The sequence below is a fragment of the Pseudomonas sp. S2_E01 genome (genome assembly GCF_054668365.1).
On sequence record NZ_CP162762.1, the window covers coordinates 4,990,365 to 5,011,893 of the forward strand.

16 protein-coding genes are annotated in these 21,529 nt (G+C 60.7%); 12 read left to right on the forward strand and 4 right to left on the reverse strand.

The features are described 5' to 3' along the window. Positions 1-192 precede the first annotated feature (192 nt). From speA to AB4O36_RS23170, 4 genes are all read right to left on the reverse strand, one after another. Complete coding sequence (speA, locus tag AB4O36_RS23155) at positions 193-2,106, reverse strand: arginine decarboxylase (protein ID WP_460118433.1); 1,914 nt, start codon at positions 2,104-2,106, stop codon at positions 193-195. Positions 2,107-2,324: 218 nt separating this feature from the next. Then, on the reverse strand, positions 2,325-2,696 hold the full coding sequence (locus AB4O36_RS23160; protein ID WP_046032986.1) for a translation initiation factor Sui1: 372 nt from the start codon (positions 2,694-2,696) through the stop codon (positions 2,325-2,327). Between the two features lie 613 nt (positions 2,697-3,309). Next, complete coding sequence (locus AB4O36_RS23165; RefSeq protein ID WP_460140367.1) at positions 3,310-3,867, reverse strand: NUDIX hydrolase; 558 nt, start codon at positions 3,865-3,867, stop codon at positions 3,310-3,312. A 3-nt stretch (positions 3,868-3,870) separates the two neighbouring features. Further along, the gene (locus AB4O36_RS23170; RefSeq protein ID WP_460118437.1) at positions 3,871-4,938 is read right to left on the reverse strand and encodes a DUF2333 family protein; all 1,068 of its coding nucleotides are present in this window, start codon (positions 4,936-4,938) and stop codon (positions 3,871-3,873) included. A 460-nt stretch (positions 4,939-5,398) separates the two neighbouring features. Between AB4O36_RS23170 and gcbA the strand changes: the two genes are divergently transcribed. The 12 genes from gcbA (at position 5,399) to AB4O36_RS23230 (ending at position 21,527) form a co-directional block, all read left to right on the forward strand. Further along, on the forward strand, positions 5,399-7,069 hold the full coding sequence (gene gcbA, locus AB4O36_RS23175) for a diguanylate cyclase GcbA (RefSeq protein ID WP_460140368.1): 1,671 nt from the start codon (positions 5,399-5,401) through the stop codon (positions 7,067-7,069). 954 nt (positions 7,070-8,023) lie between these two features. Next, a complete protein-coding gene (locus tag AB4O36_RS23180; protein ID WP_460142169.1) occupies positions 8,024-9,067 on the forward strand; it encodes a methyl-accepting chemotaxis protein in 1,044 nt (347 codons plus the stop codon). A gap of 288 nt (positions 9,068-9,355) precedes the next feature. Continuing rightward, complete coding sequence (gene aroQ / locus AB4O36_RS23185) at positions 9,356-9,811, forward strand: type II 3-dehydroquinate dehydratase (RefSeq protein WP_371052193.1); 456 nt, start codon at positions 9,356-9,358, stop codon at positions 9,809-9,811. 24 nt (positions 9,812-9,835) lie between these two features. Continuing rightward, positions 9,836-10,294, forward strand: coding sequence for an acetyl-CoA carboxylase biotin carboxyl carrier protein (gene accB / locus AB4O36_RS23190; RefSeq protein ID WP_460118442.1), 459 nt, complete (start codon positions 9,836-9,838; stop codon positions 10,292-10,294). 17 nt (positions 10,295-10,311) lie between these two features. After that, on the forward strand, positions 10,312-11,670 hold the full coding sequence (gene accC / locus AB4O36_RS23195; RefSeq protein ID WP_460118444.1) for an acetyl-CoA carboxylase biotin carboxylase subunit: 1,359 nt from the start codon (positions 10,312-10,314) through the stop codon (positions 11,668-11,670). Positions 11,671-11,844: 174 nt separating this feature from the next. Further along, positions 11,845-12,723, forward strand: a complete 879-nt coding sequence (prmA, locus tag AB4O36_RS23200; protein WP_460118446.1) for a 50S ribosomal protein L11 methyltransferase — start codon at positions 11,845-11,847, stop codon at positions 12,721-12,723. A 30-nt stretch (positions 12,724-12,753) separates the two neighbouring features. Beyond that, positions 12,754-13,989, forward strand: a complete 1,236-nt coding sequence (locus tag AB4O36_RS23205; protein ID WP_460118448.1) for a DUF3426 domain-containing protein — start codon at positions 12,754-12,756, stop codon at positions 13,987-13,989. A 185-nt stretch (positions 13,990-14,174) separates the two neighbouring features. Further along, entirely contained in the window at positions 14,175-15,185 is a 1,011-nt protein-coding gene (gene dusB / locus AB4O36_RS23210) for a tRNA dihydrouridine synthase DusB (RefSeq protein WP_460118450.1), read from the forward strand. After that, the gene (gene fis, locus AB4O36_RS23215; RefSeq protein ID WP_030128251.1) at positions 15,182-15,502 is read left to right on the forward strand and encodes a DNA-binding transcriptional regulator Fis; all 321 of its coding nucleotides are present in this window, start codon (positions 15,182-15,184) and stop codon (positions 15,500-15,502) included. Before dusB ends, fis begins: the two co-directional genes overlap by 4 nt. A 75-nt stretch (positions 15,503-15,577) precedes the next feature. Continuing rightward, on the forward strand, positions 15,578-17,185 hold the full coding sequence (purH, locus tag AB4O36_RS23220; protein WP_460118452.1) for a bifunctional phosphoribosylaminoimidazolecarboxamide formyltransferase/IMP cyclohydrolase: 1,608 nt from the start codon (positions 15,578-15,580) through the stop codon (positions 17,183-17,185). Between the two features lie 169 nt (positions 17,186-17,354). Continuing rightward, positions 17,355-18,650, forward strand: a complete 1,296-nt coding sequence (gene purD, locus AB4O36_RS23225) for a phosphoribosylamine--glycine ligase (protein WP_460140369.1) — start codon at positions 17,355-17,357, stop codon at positions 18,648-18,650. Between the two features lie 99 nt (positions 18,651-18,749). Continuing rightward, positions 18,750-21,527, forward strand: coding sequence for a hybrid sensor histidine kinase/response regulator (locus AB4O36_RS23230; protein ID WP_460140370.1), 2,778 nt, complete (start codon positions 18,750-18,752; stop codon positions 21,525-21,527). Positions 21,528-21,529: the final 2 nt, after the last annotated feature.

A 21,529-nucleotide genomic window follows, 5' to 3' on the forward strand; every position in this document is an offset into this window, starting at 1 on the left:
GAGACATGGCCGAGTAGAGAGCTGAAGTACAACTTAGGAAATGGCCTACGAGAAAAGAAGACCAGATAACTTTGAGAGCCGGAAGCGGGAACCACTTTGGCTAAAAACCAGGAAACGCCGCACCCAGGTCATCTGAAATTCCCGCATTGCGCAGTTAGTTTTCAGACAACCCGGTGGGGGCAGCGGCTGACGTCAGGAAGACAGATAAGACGAACGGGTCAGGCCCAGACGCAGGGCGTCGAGGAACTGGGTACGCTCGGCGGCCGAGATGCGAGCACTGGCGCATTTGTCGCGGTAGTGAGTCATCAACTCTTCCGGCGACAAGTGCACGTAACGCAGCATGTCTTCGATGGTGTCGTGGGTTTCGATACCCGCGTGATACACGCTGCCGTCGGCGTTCTGATAGATGTTCACCGAATCGGTGTCACCGAATAGATTGTGCATGTCACCAAGGATTTCCTGGTAGGCACCGACCAGGAAGATCCCCAGCAGGTAGTCTTCACCATCCTTGAGCGCATGCACCGGCAGGCTGGTTTCGATGCTCTGTTCGTCGACGTACTGCTTGATCTTGCCGTCCGAGTCACACGTCAGGTCCTGCAACACCGCGCGGCGCAACGGCTCTTCGTCCAGGCGATGCAGCGGCAGGATCGGCAGGACCTGCCCGATGGCCCAGGTATCCGGCAGGCTCTGGAAAACCGAGAAGTTGCAGATGTACTTGTCGGCGAGCTTGTCGTTGAGTTCGTCCAGCACCTGACGGTGGGAGCGCTGGCGCGCCTTCAGGGAGTTGTGCAAGCGACGGCACACGGCGAAGTAGCATTGCTCGGCCAGGGCCTTTTCCGCCAGCGTCATTTTGCCGTCCGCGTACTGGGAAGCCACATCGCTCATGTAGTGCGTGGCGCGCCAGTAGGTTTCGGTGACCATTTCGATGTCGGTCGGGCCGAGCAGATCGACCAGCCACTGCACGGTTTCCGGCAGTGCTTCCTTGTTCTCGATCTGCGGCACGTCGTCGTTGTGTTTCTCGACGTCGGTGACCTGCACCACCAGCATGGCGTGGTGTGCGGTCAGGGAACGGCCGCTCTCGGAGAAAATGTTAGGGTGCGGCAGGCTCTGCGCATCGCAGAATTCCTTGAGCATGCCGACCACGACACCGGCGTAATCGTCCATGTCGTAGTTGATCGAGCTGGCGTTGCGCGAATGGGTGCCGTCGTAGTCAACGCCAAGACCGCCGCCCACGTCGATGTGATCCACCGGAAGGCCGAGGTTGCGCAGTTCCCCGTAGTAGCGGATCGCTTCCTTGAAGCCGTGCTGGTAGTCCGCCAGGTTGGCGATCTGCGACCCCATGTGGAAGTGCAGCAGGCGAATGCCCTGATCCAGGCCCGCCGCGCGGAAACGCTCGACCACCGACAGCAGTTGCGCCGCCGACAGGCCAAACTTGGATTTTTCGCCGCCGGTGTCGGCCCACTTCGACGAAGCCAGGGACGACAGGCGCACGCGCAGGCCAACCTGTGGCTTGACCTTCAGCGAGGCAGCCTCTTCGATCACCAGCCCCACTTCGGACTCTTTCTCGATCACGATGAACACGTTGTGGCCAAGCTTCTGGCCCATCAGCGCGAGGCGAATGAACTCACGGTCCTTGTAGCCGTTGCAGACGATGGTGCCACCTTTGGGCGCCAGGGCCAGTACGGCCAGCAGCTCTGGCTTGGAGCCGGCTTCCAGGCCGATCGACACGTTTTGCGTGGCGATGATGTTTTCGATCACTGCTTCCTGCTGGTTGACCTTGATCGGGTACAGCGCGGTGTACTTGCTCTGATATTCCAGGCGCGCGATGTTGGCGTCGAATGCGCCGGTCAGCTGACGTACGCGGTCTTGCAGGATATCGGGAAAACGCACCAGCAACGGCAAGGACAGGCCGCTCTGGCGCAGCTGATCGACTTGCTCGAACAGGTCGATAGGCGAACTTTGTGGGCCGTTCGGACGAACCTCGACGCGACCGGCATCATTGATCGCGAAATATCCGGCCCCCCAATGGCGAATCCCGTAAACACTGCGGCTGTCCGCAACTGTCCATTGGCTGCCATCGTCTTTGCGTGTGCGTCGTACGGACATTGAAGTCCCCTATAAAGAAGTCATGGAGCGTCACCTGGATTCAGGCCGGCGCAGTCTAAAGAATGAAAATGACGGTTCGTCAACGAAGGGGTAGACCTCGTCGACCGCAACGAGTTTAGAAGCCAGTCAGGAACAGGCTCTGTGAAAAGCATGGTGGCGACACCGGGTCCGAAGGTTTCAGGACGGGGTCAAGCCACCGATGATCTTCACAGAGGCTGCTAGCCGCCGGACTTCTTCGCTTTGAAACCGAGCTTGATCAGTTCACCCAGCAGCAGCTCGACATGATCGCCCTGGATTTCAATGATGCCGTCTTTCAACGCCCCGCCGGTGCCACAACGTTTTTTCAACGTGGTCGCCAGTTCCTTGAGCGCATCTTCGGCCAACGGCACGCCGGTGATGGTCGTCACCGTCTTGCCACCACGGCCCTTGCTCTCGCGACGCACGCGCGCGATGCCGTCGCCGGCCGGGATAACGGTTTGTTTGCAGATGCAGGCGTCCACCGGTTTACTGCATTCCGGGCAATGACGACCTGCGTCTGTGGAAAATACCAAGCCACCAAGGGCGGCGAAGGATGCGGCTTTTTTGGCCACCGGCAATCCTCTATGGGAGGACAAAGACTGGTCGCAGCCTGGGGCAGGCTATCGACCGCGAAGCCCCACTCAGGCAGGGGCAGCGCTACTGCAACGTTTGACTCCCTGTAGGAGCGAGTTTACTCGCCATAATCGTCAACGATAACGCTGACAACCTGACACCCCACGGCGCCTGGTCCACCATCGCGAGCATGCTCGCTCCTACAGAGACAACACCGTACCTGTAGGAGCGAGTTTACTCGCGATAATCGTCAACGATAACGCTGACAGCCTGACACCCCACGGCGCCTGGTCCACCATCGCGAGCATGCTCGCTCCTACAGAGACAACACCGTACCTGTAGGAGCGAGTTTACTCGCGATGGTCGTCAACGCTGACAGCCTGACACCCCACGGCGTCTGGTCCACCATCGCGAGCATGCTCGCTCCTACAGAGACAACACCGAACCTGTAGGAGCGAGTTTACTCGCGATGGTCGTCAACGATAACGCTGACAGCCTGACACCCCACGCGAGCGTGCTCGCCCTTACAGGTACTGTGAAACGTTACAGTTTGAAAAGGTCGCGCAGTGTAACGGCAAAAACGCCGATTGCTAAGAGCCAATCGGCGCCAATTTATGCCTCCTTTGCGACGTCGCCACCGTGAGTGCGCAGATAGCGCCTCAAGGCGGCCAGGGAGTCCGGGCAATAGGGCTTTTGCTGGATTTCCTGCATGACCTGCTCAACCGGGATAAAACGCGCTTCCAGCACCTCCTCCGGTTGCAGGACCAGGGGCCCGTCCCACACGGCGGAAAATGCCGAACACCAGAGCCGGTTATCCGTGTCCTCGAAAAAGAAATGATCGTGGGCTGTCAGTTCCACGCCGCTCACCCCCAACTCTTCCTCCAGCTCCCGGGCAGCCGACTCGGCGTAGGTTTCAGTGGCGAGCACCATGCCTCCCGCCGCGACGTCCCAGTAACCTGGATAAATCGCCTTGCTCAGGGTACGCCGGTGTACGCACAGCTCACCGGCGGTATTGAACAGCATGATGTACGTGCCGCGCCCGATCAGCCCGCGCTCGCGCAGGTCGGAGCGCACCAGGGAGCCGATCAGGTTGTCCTGCTCATCGACCCAGGCAATCTGTTCGGCATCGGAAGCCGCGCGATGGGCGGCCTCCCTCACGTTATCGACCATGACTCAGCCCTGATTGAGCAGTTGACGCAAATCGATCACGGCGGCGTTGGCACGGGAAATGTAATTGGCCATCACCAACGAGTGGTTGGCCAGCACACCGAAGCCGCTGCCGTTGAGGATCATCGGGCTCCACACCGGCTCTTGCGAGGCCTCGAGCTCACGAATGATCTGACGCACGCTGACCGTCGCGTTCTTTTTCGCCAGCACATCGGCGAAATCGACTTCGATGGCGCGCAGCAGATGGGACAGCGCCCAAGCCTGGCCGCGGGCTTCATAAAACACGTTGTCGATCTGCATCCACGGAGTCTCGACAATTTCCTCGTCAACCTGCGGGACTTCGCCCGGTGCGACGACTTCGGTCTTCAGCGCCGTGTTCAGCTTGACCCGACCGACGCTGGCCGACAGACGTTGCGACAGCGAACCCAGGCGGGTACCGACATCGCCAAGCCAGTTGTTCAGGTTGTCGGCGCGAGCGTAGAACAGCGCGTTTTTCTGCGTCGGGTCAGACAGGCGCGCCTGATAGCGGTTCAGGGAGTTGATGCCTTCCTGGTACTCGGACTCACTGGACGGCAGCACCCAGCTTTTGTTGTCAAAGTTGAAACGCGGTTCGGCTTTTGCCAGATCGGCGTCTTCGGCCGACTGCGATTGCGAGCGGGCGAAGTCTTTACGCAAGGCGCGCGTCAGGTCGCGGACCTGGACCAGCACGCCATATTCCCAACTCGGCGTGTTATCCATCCACAGGCCCGGCGGGAACCGGTCGTTGGAAATATAGCCACCTGGTTTGGTCAGCAGGGTATCGGCGACGGTCTTGAGGGTTTCCACGGTGGTATACCCGATGACCATCTGCTTGCCTTCTTTCTCGGCGGCGATCTGGGCATTCTGTTGAACCGGGAACAATGCTGGCTCCTGGCTCCAGTACCAACCCAGCGCAATGGTCACAAGCAGATAGAGACCGATCAGCGTGGCCAGCGCGCGACTGAACAGCAGGCCGCCAACGTAACTGCGGGTGGCCGATTTCGGTTCAGCAGGTCGTTCAGGCGCGCTGCCCGCGCGGTTCTTCCAGTCCAGCATGGCGATGTCCTTTCAATCACTTGGGTTCAACGGTTCGACCACAACCATACAACAACGTGCCTTTGCCCGGCACCTGTCGTCGAGTTATCCGGACGCAATATCGATCTGGCGCCGGGTAGCGCAGGCTGGTTTCGGTGCTGGCGCTTGTCACGATGATCTCTAGGGGAATCCCTGACCCCTGCCAGCCTCGATCCCCGACAGGATCCAGACCACTGAAAAAACACAATTGCCCGGCAACGAGGATCGCGCAGACCTTCGTAAAATCGTGGCCGAAAATGCTCGCAGCACCCGTTTTACGGGTCGCACCCAACAACGCACAGGCACTTGAAGACCGCCAAGTCAGAAAATGAATGCGGTCTGGTTGCAGATTATTGACGTACGACACTCATCCCGGCGAAAAGAGGTGCTAGCATAGAGCCACCAGTCGACCTCAGCATGCACCCTACCTAGTAGTCAGGATATGACCGAGCCAGAAGACCCAAGCCGCGATCGCCTCAAGCATCACTTTGCCCAGCGGGTAATTCATCAGGCACGTCAAATTCTTGAGATCTGGCAGCGCCTGCAACGCAGTGAGTGGTCCATCGCCGACCTGGCGGAATTGAGCGAGGCCAATCTGCGCCTGCTGCGTTTCGCCGAGCGCTTCGAGCAACCGGAACATACCCAACTGGCACGCAACATCGGCTTGTCCCTGGAAGCGGTCGACGCCAATCGCGGACGTTTGAGCAGCGGGCTGATCACCGACCTCAATCGCCTGATGCAGCGCCTGTCACGCACCGGCCTGCGTCACGGCGATCAACTCGAACAGACCTTCCTGCCGCCCCTGCGCAAGCCGATCTACGTGATGCTGCAGGATCACGAGCGTGCCGAGCGCCTGGCCAAACAACTGGAATTCTTCGGGCTCAGCGCCCAGTCCCTCGACAGCGTGGCCTCGTTCCGATCGTCGATGGTCGAACGCCTGCCTGCCGCCATTGTAATGGACGTGGACTTCTGCGGCCCTGGTATCGGCCTCAAACTGGCCGCCGAGGCACAGGTCGGCCTGGACGAGCCATTACCGCTGCTGTTTTTCAGCCTGCACGAAACCGACACTCCCACCCGCCTGGCCGCCGTGCGGGCCGGTGGCCAGGAGTTCCTGACCGGCACTCTCGAAGCCTCGAGCCTGCTGGAGAAAATCGAAGTCCTGACCTGTGTCGCGCAGTACGAGCCCTATAAAGTGCTGGTCATCGACGACTCCCGCGCCCAGGCGTTGCACACCGAACGCCTGCTCAACAGCGCCGGGATCGTCACGCGCACCCTGATCGATCCGATCCAGGCCATGGCCGAACTGGCCGATTTCCAGCCGGACCTGATCATCCTCGACATGTATATGCCGACCTGCACCGGCACCGAACTGGCCAAGGTGATTCGCCACAATGACCGTTATGTCAGCGTGCCGATCATTTACCTGTCCGCCGAGGACGATCAGGACAAACAGCTCGACGCCATGAGCGAGGGCGGCGATGACTTCCTGACCAAGCCGATCAAGCCCCGGCACCTGATCACCACGGTGCGCAACCGCGCAGCCCGGGCCCGCAACCTGAAGGCGCGAATGGTGCGTGACAGCCTCACTGGCCTGTACAACCACACGCACATTCTGCAACTACTCGAAGACTGCAGCTTCCGTTCTCGCCGCGAGAACAAGCCACTGAGCTTTGCGATGCTGGACATCGACCACTTCAAACGAGTCAACGACAGCCACGGCCACCCTATGGGCGACCGAGTGATCAAGAGCCTGGCACTGTTTCTCAAGCAACGCCTGCGCAAGACCGACTTCATCGGTCGTTACGGTGGCGAAGAGTTCGCCATCGTGATGCCCGACACCGATATCGAAGCGGCTCACAACGTACTCGACGAGATCCGTCAGCGCTTTGCCGAGATTCATTACCCGGCCCAGCCCCAGGACCTGTGGTGCACGTTCAGCGCCGGGGTGGTTGAACTCTGCGAGGACTCTGACAGCCTGATGATGGCGAGTCAGGCAGACGAAGCCCTGTATCGCGCCAAGCATGCCGGACGCAATCGGGTGCATGCGGCGCGGACATCAAAGCAAAGTGCCACTTTTTCATCGGAATCGACCGAATCCGTCATAACCATGTAACACAATCGCAATAACTTCACGGACTTACCATTCTGCCGTTGGTAGTCCGCGATGCGCCTCAAATTGCTGACCAATTTCAATACCCTCCTTTTAGTCGCCGTGTGCGTCGCCCTCGGCGTCACCCTGTGGTGGTCGCAAAAAGCCCTGGAACGTCCTTATCTGTTGATGGAGCGCTACCTGGGTCTGTCCCAGCAGTTTCAGAATGAAGTCGCGCGCAACGTCGAGGACTACCTCGCCAGCGGTGACGCACTGCGCCTGAGCGGTGCCAGCCAGGCAATCGAAACACTGCAAAAGGAACTGGGCGCGTTGCCCCCGCCCTTGGCCGACTCCTTGCGCCCCAGCCTTAAGAACCTGGATGAATTCAGCAGAACCGATCTGCTGGCCGCTGGGAAACTCGCTGGCGACCCTCAGGCCCTACTGCTGCAAGCCGAACGGGAACTCGGAGCCAGTCTCGATCAGCTCAGCCAGTACGCCAGCGGTCACGCGACGTATCTGACACCGTTGCTGGCCGCTTCCCAGCACCTGGGCAAACTGTCTCTGGCGCGGGACAAGCTGGTCAGCAGCGGTCGCAGCGAACTGGCGGCGGATGTTGAACGCGAAGTCACCAGCATCCGCACACAAGCGGAGCTGCTGAACGCCTTGCCGCTGCTCGGCGTTGCCAGTACCCACGAATCGGGTTCCGACGATTTCGCCGCGATGATGGGCCTGGAAAACACCGAAAAAACCGAAACCGAGGATGCCGGCGTCGGACTCAAGCGCGACCTTAATAGCCTGCTGACTCGCTACCCCGCCGAACTTGAGCGCACCCGCGAACAGATCCAGAAGCGCACCGACCTGAGCGCCGCAACGCACCAGAAAATCGCTGAGGTACAGCAGGCGATCGCAGGGCTGGAACCGGTGGTTCGCGCCCAGCACGGACAGATTCAGAGTGAAGTCCGACTGATGCAAGGCGTGATGATTGGCCTGATTCTGCTGATCGCGCTGCTGATCGACACGCTGCAACGGCGCCTGGCCCGGACCCTGACCAATCTCGCGCCCGCGCTGCTGACCTGGGCCGAGGGCGACTTCAGCCGGGACATCGAACTGGGCAAGACCAACCGCGAGCTGCATGATATCCAGGCCTCGCTCAACCGCCTGCGCGCCTACCTCGCCGACCTGGTAGGCACCATTCGCCTCAACGCCGAACAAGTCTCGGGCACCAGCCGGACGCTCGCTGAATTGAGCAACGAACTGCACAACGGCGCCGAGCATCAGGCCGGCGATACCGCGTTGATTCGCGACTCGCTCGGTGAACTGGAGGCGACCATTCAACAGGTCGCTGGCGATGCCAGCCAGGCTGCCGACGCCAGCCGCCATGCCGGGCTGGCAGTGGAACACGGACAGGAAGTCATTGGCCTGAGCCTGACCGGCCTGCATGCGCTGGTCGAGGAAGTACAAGGCAACGCACAAATGATCGAGCACCTGGCCGAGGAGTCGGCGACCATTGGTGGCGTACTGACGGTGATCCGTTCGATTGCCGACCAGACCAACCTGCTCGCCCTGAACGCCGCCATCGAAGCCGCCCGCGCCGGCGAAATGGGCCGAGGGTTTGCGGTTGTGGCTGAAGAAGTCCGTTCACTGGCGCAACGCACGGCGGGCGCCACGGCCGAGATCCAGACCCTGATCGCCGGCCTGCAGAGTGCGGCGCGCGAGTCGGTGGAAGGCATGCGCGCCCAGGTGGAACACGCCGAAGCCACTGCCAGCCAGGCCCAGGCAGCCGATGGTGCGCTGGACAAAATCGTCGGCGCGATCCAGACCATCGCCGACACTGCGATCCGCATCGCCGATGTCACCGCGCAGCAAAGTGGCGCGGTTAGCGAAATTCGCGATCACAGCGAGCGCATTCACCAATTGGGCGGGGACAACCTGCTGCGTATTGGTGAAGGGCGCGAGCAAGGGGAGCACTTGCTGGTGCTGGGTGGGCGGTTGGATACGGCGGTTCAGGCGTTTCGGGTCTGATCCAAATCATGTGTTGACTGACCGGCCGCCTTCGCGAGCAAGCCCGCGATGAGGCCGGTTTGGCCTCCCCTTCACTTGCATCCCAGCGCAATCCACAACTCTCCGCTATCCTCCCCCAACTCCAATACACAAACATCCTCAAACTGACCGGATTTCACCGCCCAGTCACATATCTCGCGCAATCATCGGCCATCGTGCTGCCTATTGCATAGAACTGGACAGTCATAAAGGCTTTGCGGCATAGTCGCCGGGTTCTGACACATGCATTCGGATAACAAGGAACAGCAGATGGCGACCCTACTGGTGCTGCACGGCCCCAACCTGAACCTGCTTGGCACCCGCGAACCGGGCACCTATGGCGCCACGACCCTGGCCCAGATCAACCAGGACCTGGAACAACGCGCCCGTGCCGCCGGCCATCATTTGCTGCACCTTCAAAGCAACGCCGAGTACGAGTTGATCGACCGGATCCACGCGGCCCGCAGCGAAGGCGTGGACTTCATTCTGATCAACCCAGCAGCTTTTACACACACAAGTGTCGCATTACGTGACGCGCTGCTGGCGGTGAGCATCCCATTCATCGAAGTGCATTTGTCCAACGTGCACAAACGCGAACCTTTCCGCCATCACTCTTACTTCTCCGACGTAGCGGTGGGAGTGATCTGCGGCCTTGGCGCCAGCGGTTACCGACTGGCCCTGGAGGCCGCCCTGGAGCAGCTTGAACAACAGGCTATACGCCCCTGACCGACCCTTGGGAGTTGATGATTCATGGATATCCGTAAAGTTAAGAAACTGATCGAATTGCTGGAAGAGTCCGGCATCGACGAGCTCGAGATCAAGGAAGGCGAAGAGTCCGTACGCATCAGCCGTAACAGCAAGACTCCAGCCCAGCAGTACTACGCTCCAGCGCCGATGCCGGCTCCGGTTGCCGCGCCTGCCGCTGCTCCTGCTGCCGCTGCCGCCCCGGCTGCTGCTGCCGCACCGGTACTGAACGGCACCGTTGCCCGTTCGCCGATGGTCGGTACTTTCTATCGCAAATCTTCGCCGACCTCACCGTCCTTCGTTGAAGTCGGCCAGACCGTGAAGAAAGGCGACACCCTGTGCATCGTCGAAGCCATGAAGATGATGAACCACATCGAAGCCGAAGCCAGCGGTGTAATCGAGTCCATCCTCGTCGAAGACGGCCAGCCGGTTGAGTACGACCAACCGCTGTTCACCATCGTTTGAACCGCGGAGAAACTTTGATGACTGCGAAGTTGGAAAAAGTTCTGATCGCCAACCGCGGTGAGATCGCACTGCGGATTCTGCGCGCCTGCAAAGAGATGGGCATCAAGACCGTCGCCGTTTACTCCAAGGCCGACAAAGAGCTGATGCACCTGGGCCTGGCAGACGAATCCGTCTGCATCGGTCCGGCCTCGGCCGCCCACTCTTACCTGCACATTCCGGCAATCATCGCCGCCGCTGAAGTGACTGGCGCCACCGCCATCCACCCAGGCTACGGCTTCCTTGCGGAAAACGCTGATTTCGCCGAACAGGTCGAGAACTCCGGCTTCGCCTTCATTGGTCCGAAAGCCGAAACCATCCGCCTGATGGGCGACAAGGTTTCGGCCAAGCACGCCATGATCGCTGCTGGTGTTCCAACCGTTCCGGGTTCCGACGGCCCACTGCCTGAAGACGAAGAAACCGCTCTGCGCATCGGTCGCGAAGTCGGTTACCCGGTGATCATCAAAGCCGCTGGCGGTGGTGGTGGTCGCGGCATGCGTGTTGTGCACAAGGAAGAAGACCTGATTTCCTCGGCGAAACTGACCCGCTCCGAAGCGGGCGCAGCGTTCGGCAACCCGATGGTCTACCTGGAAAAATTCCTGACCAACCCGCGTCACGTGGAAGTTCAGGTCCTGTCCGATGGCCAGGGGAACGCGATTCACCTGGGTGACCGTGACTGCTCGCTGCAGCGCCGCCACCAGAAAGTTCTCGAAGAAGCGCCGGCACCGGGCATCGACGAGAAGGCTCGCCAGGAAGTCTTCGCCCGTTGCGTCAAGGCGTGCATCGACATCGGTTACCGTGGCGCTGGCACTTTCGAGTTCCTGTACGAAAACGGTCGTTTCTACTTCATCGAGATGAACACTCGTGTCCAGGTAGAGCACCCGGTTTCGGAAATGGTCACCGGCATCGACATCGTCAAGGAGATGCTCAGCATCGCCGCCGGCAACAAGCTGTCGTTCACCCAGGATGACGTGGTCATCCGCGGTCACGCGCTGGAATGCCGGATCAATGCCGAAGACCCGAAAACCTTCATGCCAAGCCCAGGCACGGTCAAGCATTTCCACGCTCCAGGCGGCAACGGCGTTCGCGTCGATTCGCACCTGTACAGCGGTTATGCCGTTCCGCCGAACTACGACTCGTTGATCGGCAAGCTGATCACCTACGGCGCAACACGTGACGAGGCCATGGCGCGCATGCGCAATGCCCTGGACGAAATCGTGGTCGACGGGATCAAGACCAACATCCCGCTGCACCGTGATCTGGTCCGTGATGAAGGCTTCTGCAAGGGTGGGATCAACATCCACTACCTGGAACACAAGCTGGCTGGCGAAAAGCACTAAGCTTTTAGTCAGTTCACATCAAAGCCGCCCTCGGGGCGGCTTTTTTGTTTTTGCCCATCTGGCCCCGCTCCTACAGAAACCACGCCACTCCCACAAACCCCGCGCGCTCGCGTAAACTTGCGCGCTTCTCGCAGGCCGCTAGGCTGCAATCAATATTTTTCAAAGGTGCCCGCCATGCCTTGGCTGCAAGTCCGTCTCGCCATCAGCCCAGAACAAGCCGAAACCTACGAAGACGCGTTCCTCGAAGTGGGCGCCGTGTCGGTGACCTTCATGGACGCCGAAGACCAGCCGATCTTCGAGCCGGAACTCAACACCACGCCACTGTGGTCGCACACGCATTTGCTGGCCCTGTTCGAAGGCGGCACCGAAGCCGCGGCCGTGCTGGCCCACCTCGAACTGCTCACAGGCAGCCCGCTACCCGAACATCACAGCGAAGTCATTGAAGACCAGGACTGGGAGCGCAGCTGGATGGACGGTTTCCAGCCAATGCGCTTCGGCCAGCGCCTGTGGATCGTGCCCAGCTGGCACGCCGCCCCGGAACCTGACGCTGTGAACCTGCTGCTCGATCCGGGCCTGGCCTTCGGCACCGGCACCCACCCGACCACCGCGCTGTGCCTGGAGTGGCTCGACGGCCAGGACCTGAAGGACTGCAACGTGCTGGACTTTGGTTGCGGTTCGGGGATCCTGGCCATTGCCGCCCTTCTGCTGGGCGCCAAGGAAGCGGTGGGGACCGACATCGACGTGCAGGCGCTGGAAGCATCGCGTGACAACGCCGGGCGCAACAACATCGATGACGCCCTGTTCCCGCTGTACCTGCCAGAAGATCTACCGCAGGTTCAGGCCGACGTGCTGGTCGCCAATATTCTCGCCGGCCCGCTGGTATCCCTGGCTCCGCAACTGTCGAGCCTGGTCAAGCCGGGTGGTCGCCTGGCGCTGTCGGGCATCCTCGCCGAACAAGGCGAAGAAGTCGCCGCCGCCTACACACAGGACTTCGACCTGGATCCGATCGCCAATCGTGATGGCTGGGTGCGCATCACCGGCCGTCGGCGCTAGAATGGACACCTGCATAATCCGGATCGTCGCATGACCGATAGCTTCGTCACCCAGTGCCCGCATTGCCAAACCAGCTTCCGTGTCAGCCATGCTCAATTGAGCGTGGCCCGCGGAGTGGTTCGCTGCGGATCGTGCCTGCAGGTCTTCAACGCCGCCAAGCAGTTGTTGGAGCAGGCCGGCAAGGAAGCGGTGACACCCGTGGCCCCGGCCGTGACCCAGGAGCCAGAACCGCGAGCTGTCAGCCAAAAGCAGTGGAGCGCCGCCGAACTGGATCTGGATACGCTGGACCTGGACGGCGAACTCGCCCGCCTTGAACAACGGGAAATCCAGCCGAGCACCGAATTCGGTCGCCACCGCGAAGACAGCCTGAGTGCCCGCCGCGATAGCGTTGAACCAGACGAAGAACCCTGGTCCGACAGCCTGTTCAGCCAATCGCCCGCCGAACGCGACGAAACCGCCAACGAGGCCATGGTCACCCCGGAACCGGACATCGAGCCCGACCTCGAGGCCAGGCCTTCGCGCACCGAACCCTCGCTGTCCCTGGAACCCGAGGACCTGGACGAGGAGCGCGACGAAACGCCGCAACTTGTGCAACTGCGCCTGAACGACCCGCTCGACGCACCTCTGCACCACGAACGGCTGTCAGCAGCCGACGACCCGCTCGACGACAACCTGCCGTCCATCGAACCCCTGCGCAAACGCCGCGAACCGGTGATGCGTGCCGAAGTCCTGCAGGACCTGACTGACGACCCGTTGCAACTCGACTGGCAGAAACGCCGCTCACCCTGGGGCCGACGCCTTCTCTGGCTGCTGCTGATTCTGGTCGGCGCTGGCGCGCTCGTCGGCCAATACATCGCCTACCACTTCGATGAACTGGCCCGCCAGGATCAGTATCGCCCCTGGTTTCAGCAGCTCTGCCCGCAGATCGGCTGCACGGTGCCGTCCAAGGTCGACATCGCAAAAATCAAGAGCAGCAACCTGGTGGTGCGCAGCCATCCGGAATTCAATGGCGCTCTGGTGGTCGATGCGATCATCTACAACCGCGCCCCGTTCTCCCAGCCCTTCCCCCTCCTGGAGCTGCGATTTGCCGACCTTAACGGTCACCTGATCGCCAGTCGTCGCTTCAAGCCCGGCGAGTACCTGAGCGGCGACCTCGAAGGGATGGCAGAAATGCCTCCACAGACGCCGATCCACATCGCCCTGGACATTCTCGATCCAGGTACAAAAGCCGTTAATTACAGCCTGAGCTTCCACTCGCCCGAGTGAAACGGTGCAGTGCTGCGGGTTTGACGGCACATTTCTGACAGATACCGCTGATACCAAACCGCTGGCGATAACGGAATAACTGTTCAGATTTTGTTCAATTCAGCCTTTATCCGGTCATCGAGAGCGGGTATCATGCCAACCCTTTTTCGAACTCTCATGATCCGGCCCCACAACAGGGAAGTCCTATGTCGGCGGTACGCATCGGTCCATACACATTGCACAACGGCTTGATCCTCGCCCCGATGGCGGGTGTCACAGACCAGCCCTTTCGTCAGCTGTGCAAGCGACTGGGCGCAGGACTAGTAGTCTCGGAAATGGTCACCAGCGACATGAGTTTGTGGAACACCCGCAAGTCGCGCATGCGCATGATCCACGAAGGTGATCCCGAGCCACGCTCGGTACAGATCGCCGGTGGTGATGCACAGATGCTGGCGCAAGCGGCCCGGGCCAACGTGGAGATGGGCGCGCAGATTATTGATATCAACATGGGTTGTCCGGCGAAAAAGGTCTGCAACAAGGCCGCCGGTTCCGCCCTGTTGAAGGATGAGGCATTGGTGACCGAGATCCTGCAGGCCGTGGTGGCCGCAGTCGATGTGCCGGTCACCCTGAAGATCCGCACCGGCTGGGACCGGGACAACAAGAATGGTGTGACGGTGGCGAAGATCGCCGAGCAGGCAGGCATCACGGCGTTGGCGGTCCATGGCCGCACCCGTGCCGACCTGTACACCGGCTTTGCCGAATACGACACCATCGCCGCGATCAAGCAGGCGGTGTCGATGCCGGTTTTTGCCAATGGCGATATCGATTCTCCAGAGAAGGCCCGCTACGTGCTGGACGCGACGGGTGCCGATGGATTGCTGGTTGGACGGGCTGCCCAGGGGCGGCCATGGATTTTTCGCGAGATCGACCATTTCCTGCGTACCGGTGAAAAACTTCCGACGCCGGAGCTGATCGAGGTGGAACGCATTCTGCTAGAGCATCTGGCTGCCCTGCACGCCTTCTATGGAGACGTGATGGGGGTACGGATCGCTCGAAAGCATGTGGGCTGGTATCTCGCAACCCTGCCGGGCGCCAGGGAGTTTCGCGCCCACTTCAATCGTTTGCAGGATACGGAAGCACAATGCGCCAACGTTCAGGCCTTCTTCGCCGAACGTTATAAGAGCCTGACAGGGGACGGAGAAGGGGTGGCCGCATGACGATGATGACTGAGACTTTAGTGAGTGGAACAACGCCCGTGAGCGACAACGTGAATTTGAAACAGCACCTCAATACGCCCAGCGAAGAAGGTCAGACCCTTCGCGGCAATGTCGAGAAGGCGCTGCACAATTATTTCGCCCACCTTGAGGGCGCTGCCGTCACGGATGTGTACAACCTGGTGCTATCCGAAGTCGAGGCCCCCCTGCTCGAGTGCGTGATGAACTACGTCAAGGGCAACCAGACCAAGGCCAGTGAGCTGCTCGGACTCAACCGCGGCACCCTGCGCAAGAAACTCAAGCAGTACGACTTGTTGTAAGCATTCAATCAAACCAGAAAGGCGCCCGCGTAAAACCGGTCGCCTTTTTTGCTGACACTTTTGATGGAAATTGAGATGACCGACCAGACTACCCGCCTGCCGATCCGCCGCGCCTTGATCAGCGTTTCTGACAAGACCGGGATCCTCGAGTTCGCCAAGGAGCTTGAAGCCCTCGGCGTCGAGATCCTCTCCACCGGCGGAACGTTCAAGCTGCTGCGTGACAACGGCGTTGCCGCAGTGGAAGTCGCGGATTACACCGGTTTCGCAGAGATGATGGACGGTCGGGTCAAAACCCTGCACCCGAAAATCCACGGTGGGATCCTCGGTCGTCGCGGTACTGACGACGCCATCATGAACGAGCACGGCATCAAGCCAATCGACCTGGTAGCGGTCAACCTGTACCCGTTCGAAGCCACCATCAACAAGCCAGGCTGCGACCTGCCGACCGCGATCGAGAACATCGACATCGGCGGTCCGACCATGGTCCGTTCCGCCGCCAAGAACCACAAAGACGTGGCCATTGTGGTCAATGCCGGCGACTACGCCAACGTCCTGGAAAACCTCAAGGCCGGCGGCCTGACCTATGCTCAACGTTTCGACCTGATGCTCAAGGCGTTCGAACACACCGCCGCCTATGACGGCATGATCGCCAACTACATGGGCACCGTGAACCAGGCCGCTGACACCCTCTCGACCTCCGGTCGCAGCGAATTCCCGCGCACTTTCAACAGCCAGTTCATCAAGGCCCAGGAAATGCGCTACGGCGAGAACCCGCACCAGAGCGCGGCGTTCTACGTGGAAGCCAAGCCTGCTGAAGTCGGCATCGCCACCGCTACCCAGCTGCAGGGCAAGGAGCTGTCGTACAACAACGTGGCCGACACCGATGCCGCGCTGGAATGCGTGAAAAGCTTCGTCAAGCCGGCCTGCGTCATCGTCAAGCACGCCAACCCGTGCGGCGTGGCGGTCAGCCCGGATGCCGAAGGCGGTATTCGCAAGGCTTACGACCTGGCCTACGCTACCGACACCGAATCGGCCTTCGGCGGCATCATCGCCTTCAACCGCGAACTGGATGCTGAAACCGCCAAGGCCATCGTCGAGCGTCAATTCGTCGAAGTGATCATCGCACCAAGCGTCAGCGAAGAAGCCCGCGCCATTGTGGCCGCCAAAGCCAACGTGCGCCTGCTGGCCTGTGGCGAATGGTCGGCCGACCGCGCCGCTGCCTGGGACTACAAACGCGTCAACGGTGGCTTGCTGGTACAGAGCCGCGATATCGGCATGATCGGCGCCGATGACCTGAAAGTCGTCACCCGGCGTGCACCGACCGAACAGGAAATCAACGACCTGATCTTCGCCTGGAAAGTGGCCAAATACGTCAAGTCCAACGCCATCGTCTATGCCAAGAACCGTCAGACCATCGGTGTCGGCGCCGGCCAGATGAGCCGCGTGAACTCGGCCCGTATCGCGGCCATCAAGGCCGAACACGCCGGCTTGCAGGTCGCCGGCTCGGTCATGGCGTCGGATGCGTTCTTCCCGTTCCGTGATGGCCTGGACAATGCGGCCAAGGCCGGTATTACTGCGGTGATCCAGCCGGGTGGTTCGATGCGTGATGCGGAAGTGATTGCTGCGGCGGACGAAGCGAATATCGCGATGGTGTTCACCGGCATGCGCCATTTTAGGCACTGAGTGCAGCTTCAAGCCCCAAGCTGCAAGCTACAAGTGAAGAGCAGACCTGATTCAGCCCTGCTTGTAGGTGCAGCCCGAACAATTTAAAGCCAAAGCTGCAATTGAAGGTCGCGGGTATCCGCTCTTACTTGCAGCTTGTAGTTTGTAGCTTCTCCAAAGGAGTCTTCTTTTGAACATTTTGATCATTGGCAGCGGTGGCCGTGAACACGCCCTGGCCTGGAAAGTGGCTCAGGATCCGCGCGTGCAGAAGGTTTTCGTGGCCCCGGGCAACGCCGGTACCGCCATTGAAGCCAAGTGCGAGAACGTCGCCATCGACGTCCTGGCCCTGGAACAGCTGGCCGATTTCGCCGAGAAGAATGTTTCCCTGACCATCGTCGGCCCCGAAGTGCCGTTGGTGGCCGGCGTCGTTGACCTGTTCCGTTCCCGTGGCCTGGACTGCTTCGGTCCGACCGCCGGTGCCGCGCAGTTGGAAGGCTCGAAGGCGTTCACCAAGGATTTCCTGGCGCGTCACAAGATCCCGACCGCCGACTACCAGAACTTCACCGAAATCGAGCCGGCCCTGGCTTACCTGCGCGAAAAAGGCGCACCGATCGTGATCAAGGCCGACGGCCTGGCCGCCGGTAAAGGCGTGATCGTGGCCATGACCCTGGCCGAGGCCGAAGACGCCGTTCGCGACATGCTTGCGGGCAATGCCTTCGGCGACGCCGGTTCGCGCGTGGTCATCGAAGAGTTCCTGGATGGCGAGGAAGCCAGCTTCATCGTCATGGTCGACGGCAAAAATGTGCTGCCAATGGCGACCAGCCAGGACCACAAACGCGTCGGTGACGGCGATACCGGTCCGAACACCGGCGGCATGGGCGCCTACTCGCCAGCGCCAGTGGTCACCAGCCAAGTGCACCAGCGCGTCATGGACCAGGTGATCTGGCCGACCGTGCGCGGCATGGCCGATGAAGGCAATGTCTACACCGGTTTCCTGTACGCAGGCTTGATGATCGACAAGGCTGGTAACCCAAAAGTTATCGAATTCAACTGCCGTTTCGGCGACCCTGAGACCCAACCCGTCATGCTGCGCCTGCAGTCGAGCCTGGTGTTGCTGGTCGAAGCTGCATTGGCACAAGCCCTGGACAAGGTCGAAGCTCAATGGGATCCGCGTCCAAGCGTCGGCATCGTGTTGGCGGCAGGCGGCTATCCTGGCGACTACGCTAAAGGCGCGGCCATCAGCGGTCTGGATGCTGCGGCCGGCCTGGAAGGCAAAGTTTTCCACGCCGGTACTGCGCTCAAGGACGGTCAAGTAGTGACCGCCGGTGGTCGGGTGCTCTGCGCGACTGCCATGGGCGCCAGCGTCGATGCCGCCCAGCAGCAGGCTTACAAACTGGCAGCGAAGATTGATTGGGAAGGCTGTTTCTATCGCAAGGACATTGGCTACCGTGCCATTGCCCGCGAGCGTGGCGAAAATCAGGAATAAGCGTTTCATTCGGTCGGGCAAGGGTTTCAGGCCCTTGCCGGACTATTCCGGCGCCGCGCATAGTTATATTCTGGCATCAACCTACGAAGGGATTTCGCCGTGCGCTGGCTCAGGATTGCCATAGGTTTCACTGTCACGCTGATGACACTGCTCTTCATGCTGTCGGCCCAGGCCGCGCAAGGCAGTGGCTGGGCAGTATTGCTCGACGAACAGGGCGACCTGCAACTGAGCGACATCCGCTCCACTCGCTATATCAATCAATTCAGCCCTACCGAACTCGATCGCCTCAGCGCAGCCGAACCTGGCGGTGCGCTCTGGCTGCGCTTCAGGCTGGCACCCGGCAAACACGAACAGTTGCTGCGGATATTTGCCCCCGACCTGTCGCACCTCAATCTCTACGTGCTCGACGGCGACAAGCTGATCGACCAGTTGAACACCGGCAGCGAACAGCCCCAGACTGAACGTCGGGTGCCCAACAGCGACTTCATGTTGCCGTTGCCGCAAAGCGACAAGCCTCTCGATGTCTACCTGCGCCTGGTGTCCGAACACCAGATGCGACCTTATATCACCCTGCAATCGGCGATACTGACCGCGGCCAATCACAACCAGACGCTGATCTACGGCCTGCTGTTCGGCTGCATTGGCATGCTGATCCTGCACAACCTGATCCGCTACGGTTACAGCCGCTCGCGCAGCAGCCTGTGGCTGGCGGGCTGCGAAGCGCTGCTGATGCTAAGCCTGGGCTTGCTGCTTAACCTTGCGGCTCCCTGGCTACCAGACTGGCACGGCCTGCAGACACCGGGCGCCTACGTTGCCTTGATACTGACGGCTCCCTGCGGATTGATGTTCGCGTACCGCTTCTTTTCACCGCTCGGCCCCCATCCGCTGAACAAGCTGCTGCAGGGTGAAATTCTATTCATCGGCATCTGTGCCCTGCTGCTGTTGTTCGTCAACACACTGCCGCTGAACATCATTACCTACGCCCTCGTTGCTCTCGCCGGCTTGACGATGCTGTTCGTCAGCGCCTGGCACTGGCAAAAAGGCTATCGTCCGGCGCGGCTGTTCGTGGCCGGCATGGTGGTCTTCAACCTCGGCATCCTGATCATCCTCCCGGCCCTGATGGGGCTGACGCTGATCGAGCCGCAGGGTCTGATCACCGCGCTGCTGGCGTTCATCTGCCTTAGCGGGCTGCTGATGAGCATCGCCCTGAGCGAGCGTCAGCGCAGCATCACCGAAGACCGCTTCAGCGTCAGCCGCGACCTCGCCGCCAGCAATGCCGAGATCAACGCCAAGGCCGAATTCCTGGCGAAGATCAGCCACGAGATCCGCACCCCGATGAATGGCGTGCTGGGCATGACCGAGTTGCTGCTGGGCACACCGCTGTCGGTCAAGCAACGCGACTATGTGCAAACCATCCACAGTGCCGGCAACGAACTGCTGACACTGATCAACGAAATCCTCGACATCTCCAAGCTCGAATCCGGGCAGATCGAGCTCGATGATGTGCAATTCGACCTCAATGCACTGATCGAGGATTGCCTGAGCATCTTCCGCGCCAAGGCCGAACAACAAAACGTGGAGCTGATCAGCTTCATCCAGCCGCAAGTGCCACGGGTCATCAGCGGCGATCCGACGCGCCTGCGCCAGACGCTGCTGAGCCTCGTGGAAAACGCCCTGAAGAAAACCGATGAAGGCGAGATCCTGATCGTCGTCGCCCTCGACGAACGCAGCGCTCGCCCTCGCCTGCGCATTGCCGTGCAGGACAGCGGCGAACCGATGGACGCCGAAGAACGCGACGCGCTGATGCACACCGAACTGCACAGCAAGAACTTCCTGTCCACCACGCGCCTGGGCGGCAACCTCGGGCTGGTGATCGCCCGTCAGTTGATACGTCTGATGCAGGGCGAGTTCGGCATCAAGAGTGGCGCCAACCAGGGCAGTACGCTGTGGCTGACCCTCCCTCTGGACCCCGACCGCCTCGAACATCCGACCTCCGACCTCGATGGTCCGCTGCAGGGTGCTCGAGTGCTGGTGGTGGATGACAACGACACTTGCCGCAAGGTGCTGGTGCAGCAGTGCAGCGCCTGGGGCCTGAACGTCAGCGCCGTGCCTTCGGGCAAGGAAGCCTTGGCGCTGCTGCGCACCAAGGCCCACCTGCGTGACTACTTCGACGTGGTCCTGCTGGACCAGAACATGCCCGGCATGACGGGCATGCAACTGGCTGCCAAGATCAAGGAAGACCCGAGCCTGAACCACGATATCCTGCTGGTCATGCTCACCGGCATCAGCAACGCGCCGAGCAAGATCATCGCGCGCAACTCCGGGATCAAGCGCATCCTCGCCAAACCCGTGGCCGGCTACACCCTCAAAACCACCCTGGCCGATGAGCTGAACCAGCGCAACAAGGGCCAGGCCGTTTCGCCGCAGATGCCCAGCGGCCCGCCGTTGCCAGTCAAGGTACCCAGCGACTTCCGCATTCTGGTGGCCGAAGACAACAGCATTTCGACCAAGGTCATTCGCGGCATGCTCGGCAAGCTCAACCTGCAACCGGACACCGCCAGCAATGGCGAGGAAGCCTTGCAGGCGATGAAGGCGCAGCGCTACGACCTGGTCTTGATGGATTGCGAAATGCCGATTCTCGATGGCTTCTCCGCCACCCAGCAATTGCGCGCCTGGGAAGTCAGCAACCAGCGGGTTCGCACCCCGGTCGTGGCGTTGACCGCGCATATCCTCGCCGAACACAAGGAGCGTGCACGCCAGGCCGGCATGGATGGGCACATGGCCAAACCGGTCGAGCTGTCACAGCTGCGCGAACTGATCGAACACTGGGTAGCCCAGCGCGACCAGCAAAATCGAGCAGCCACCCAAACGTCCTGAGC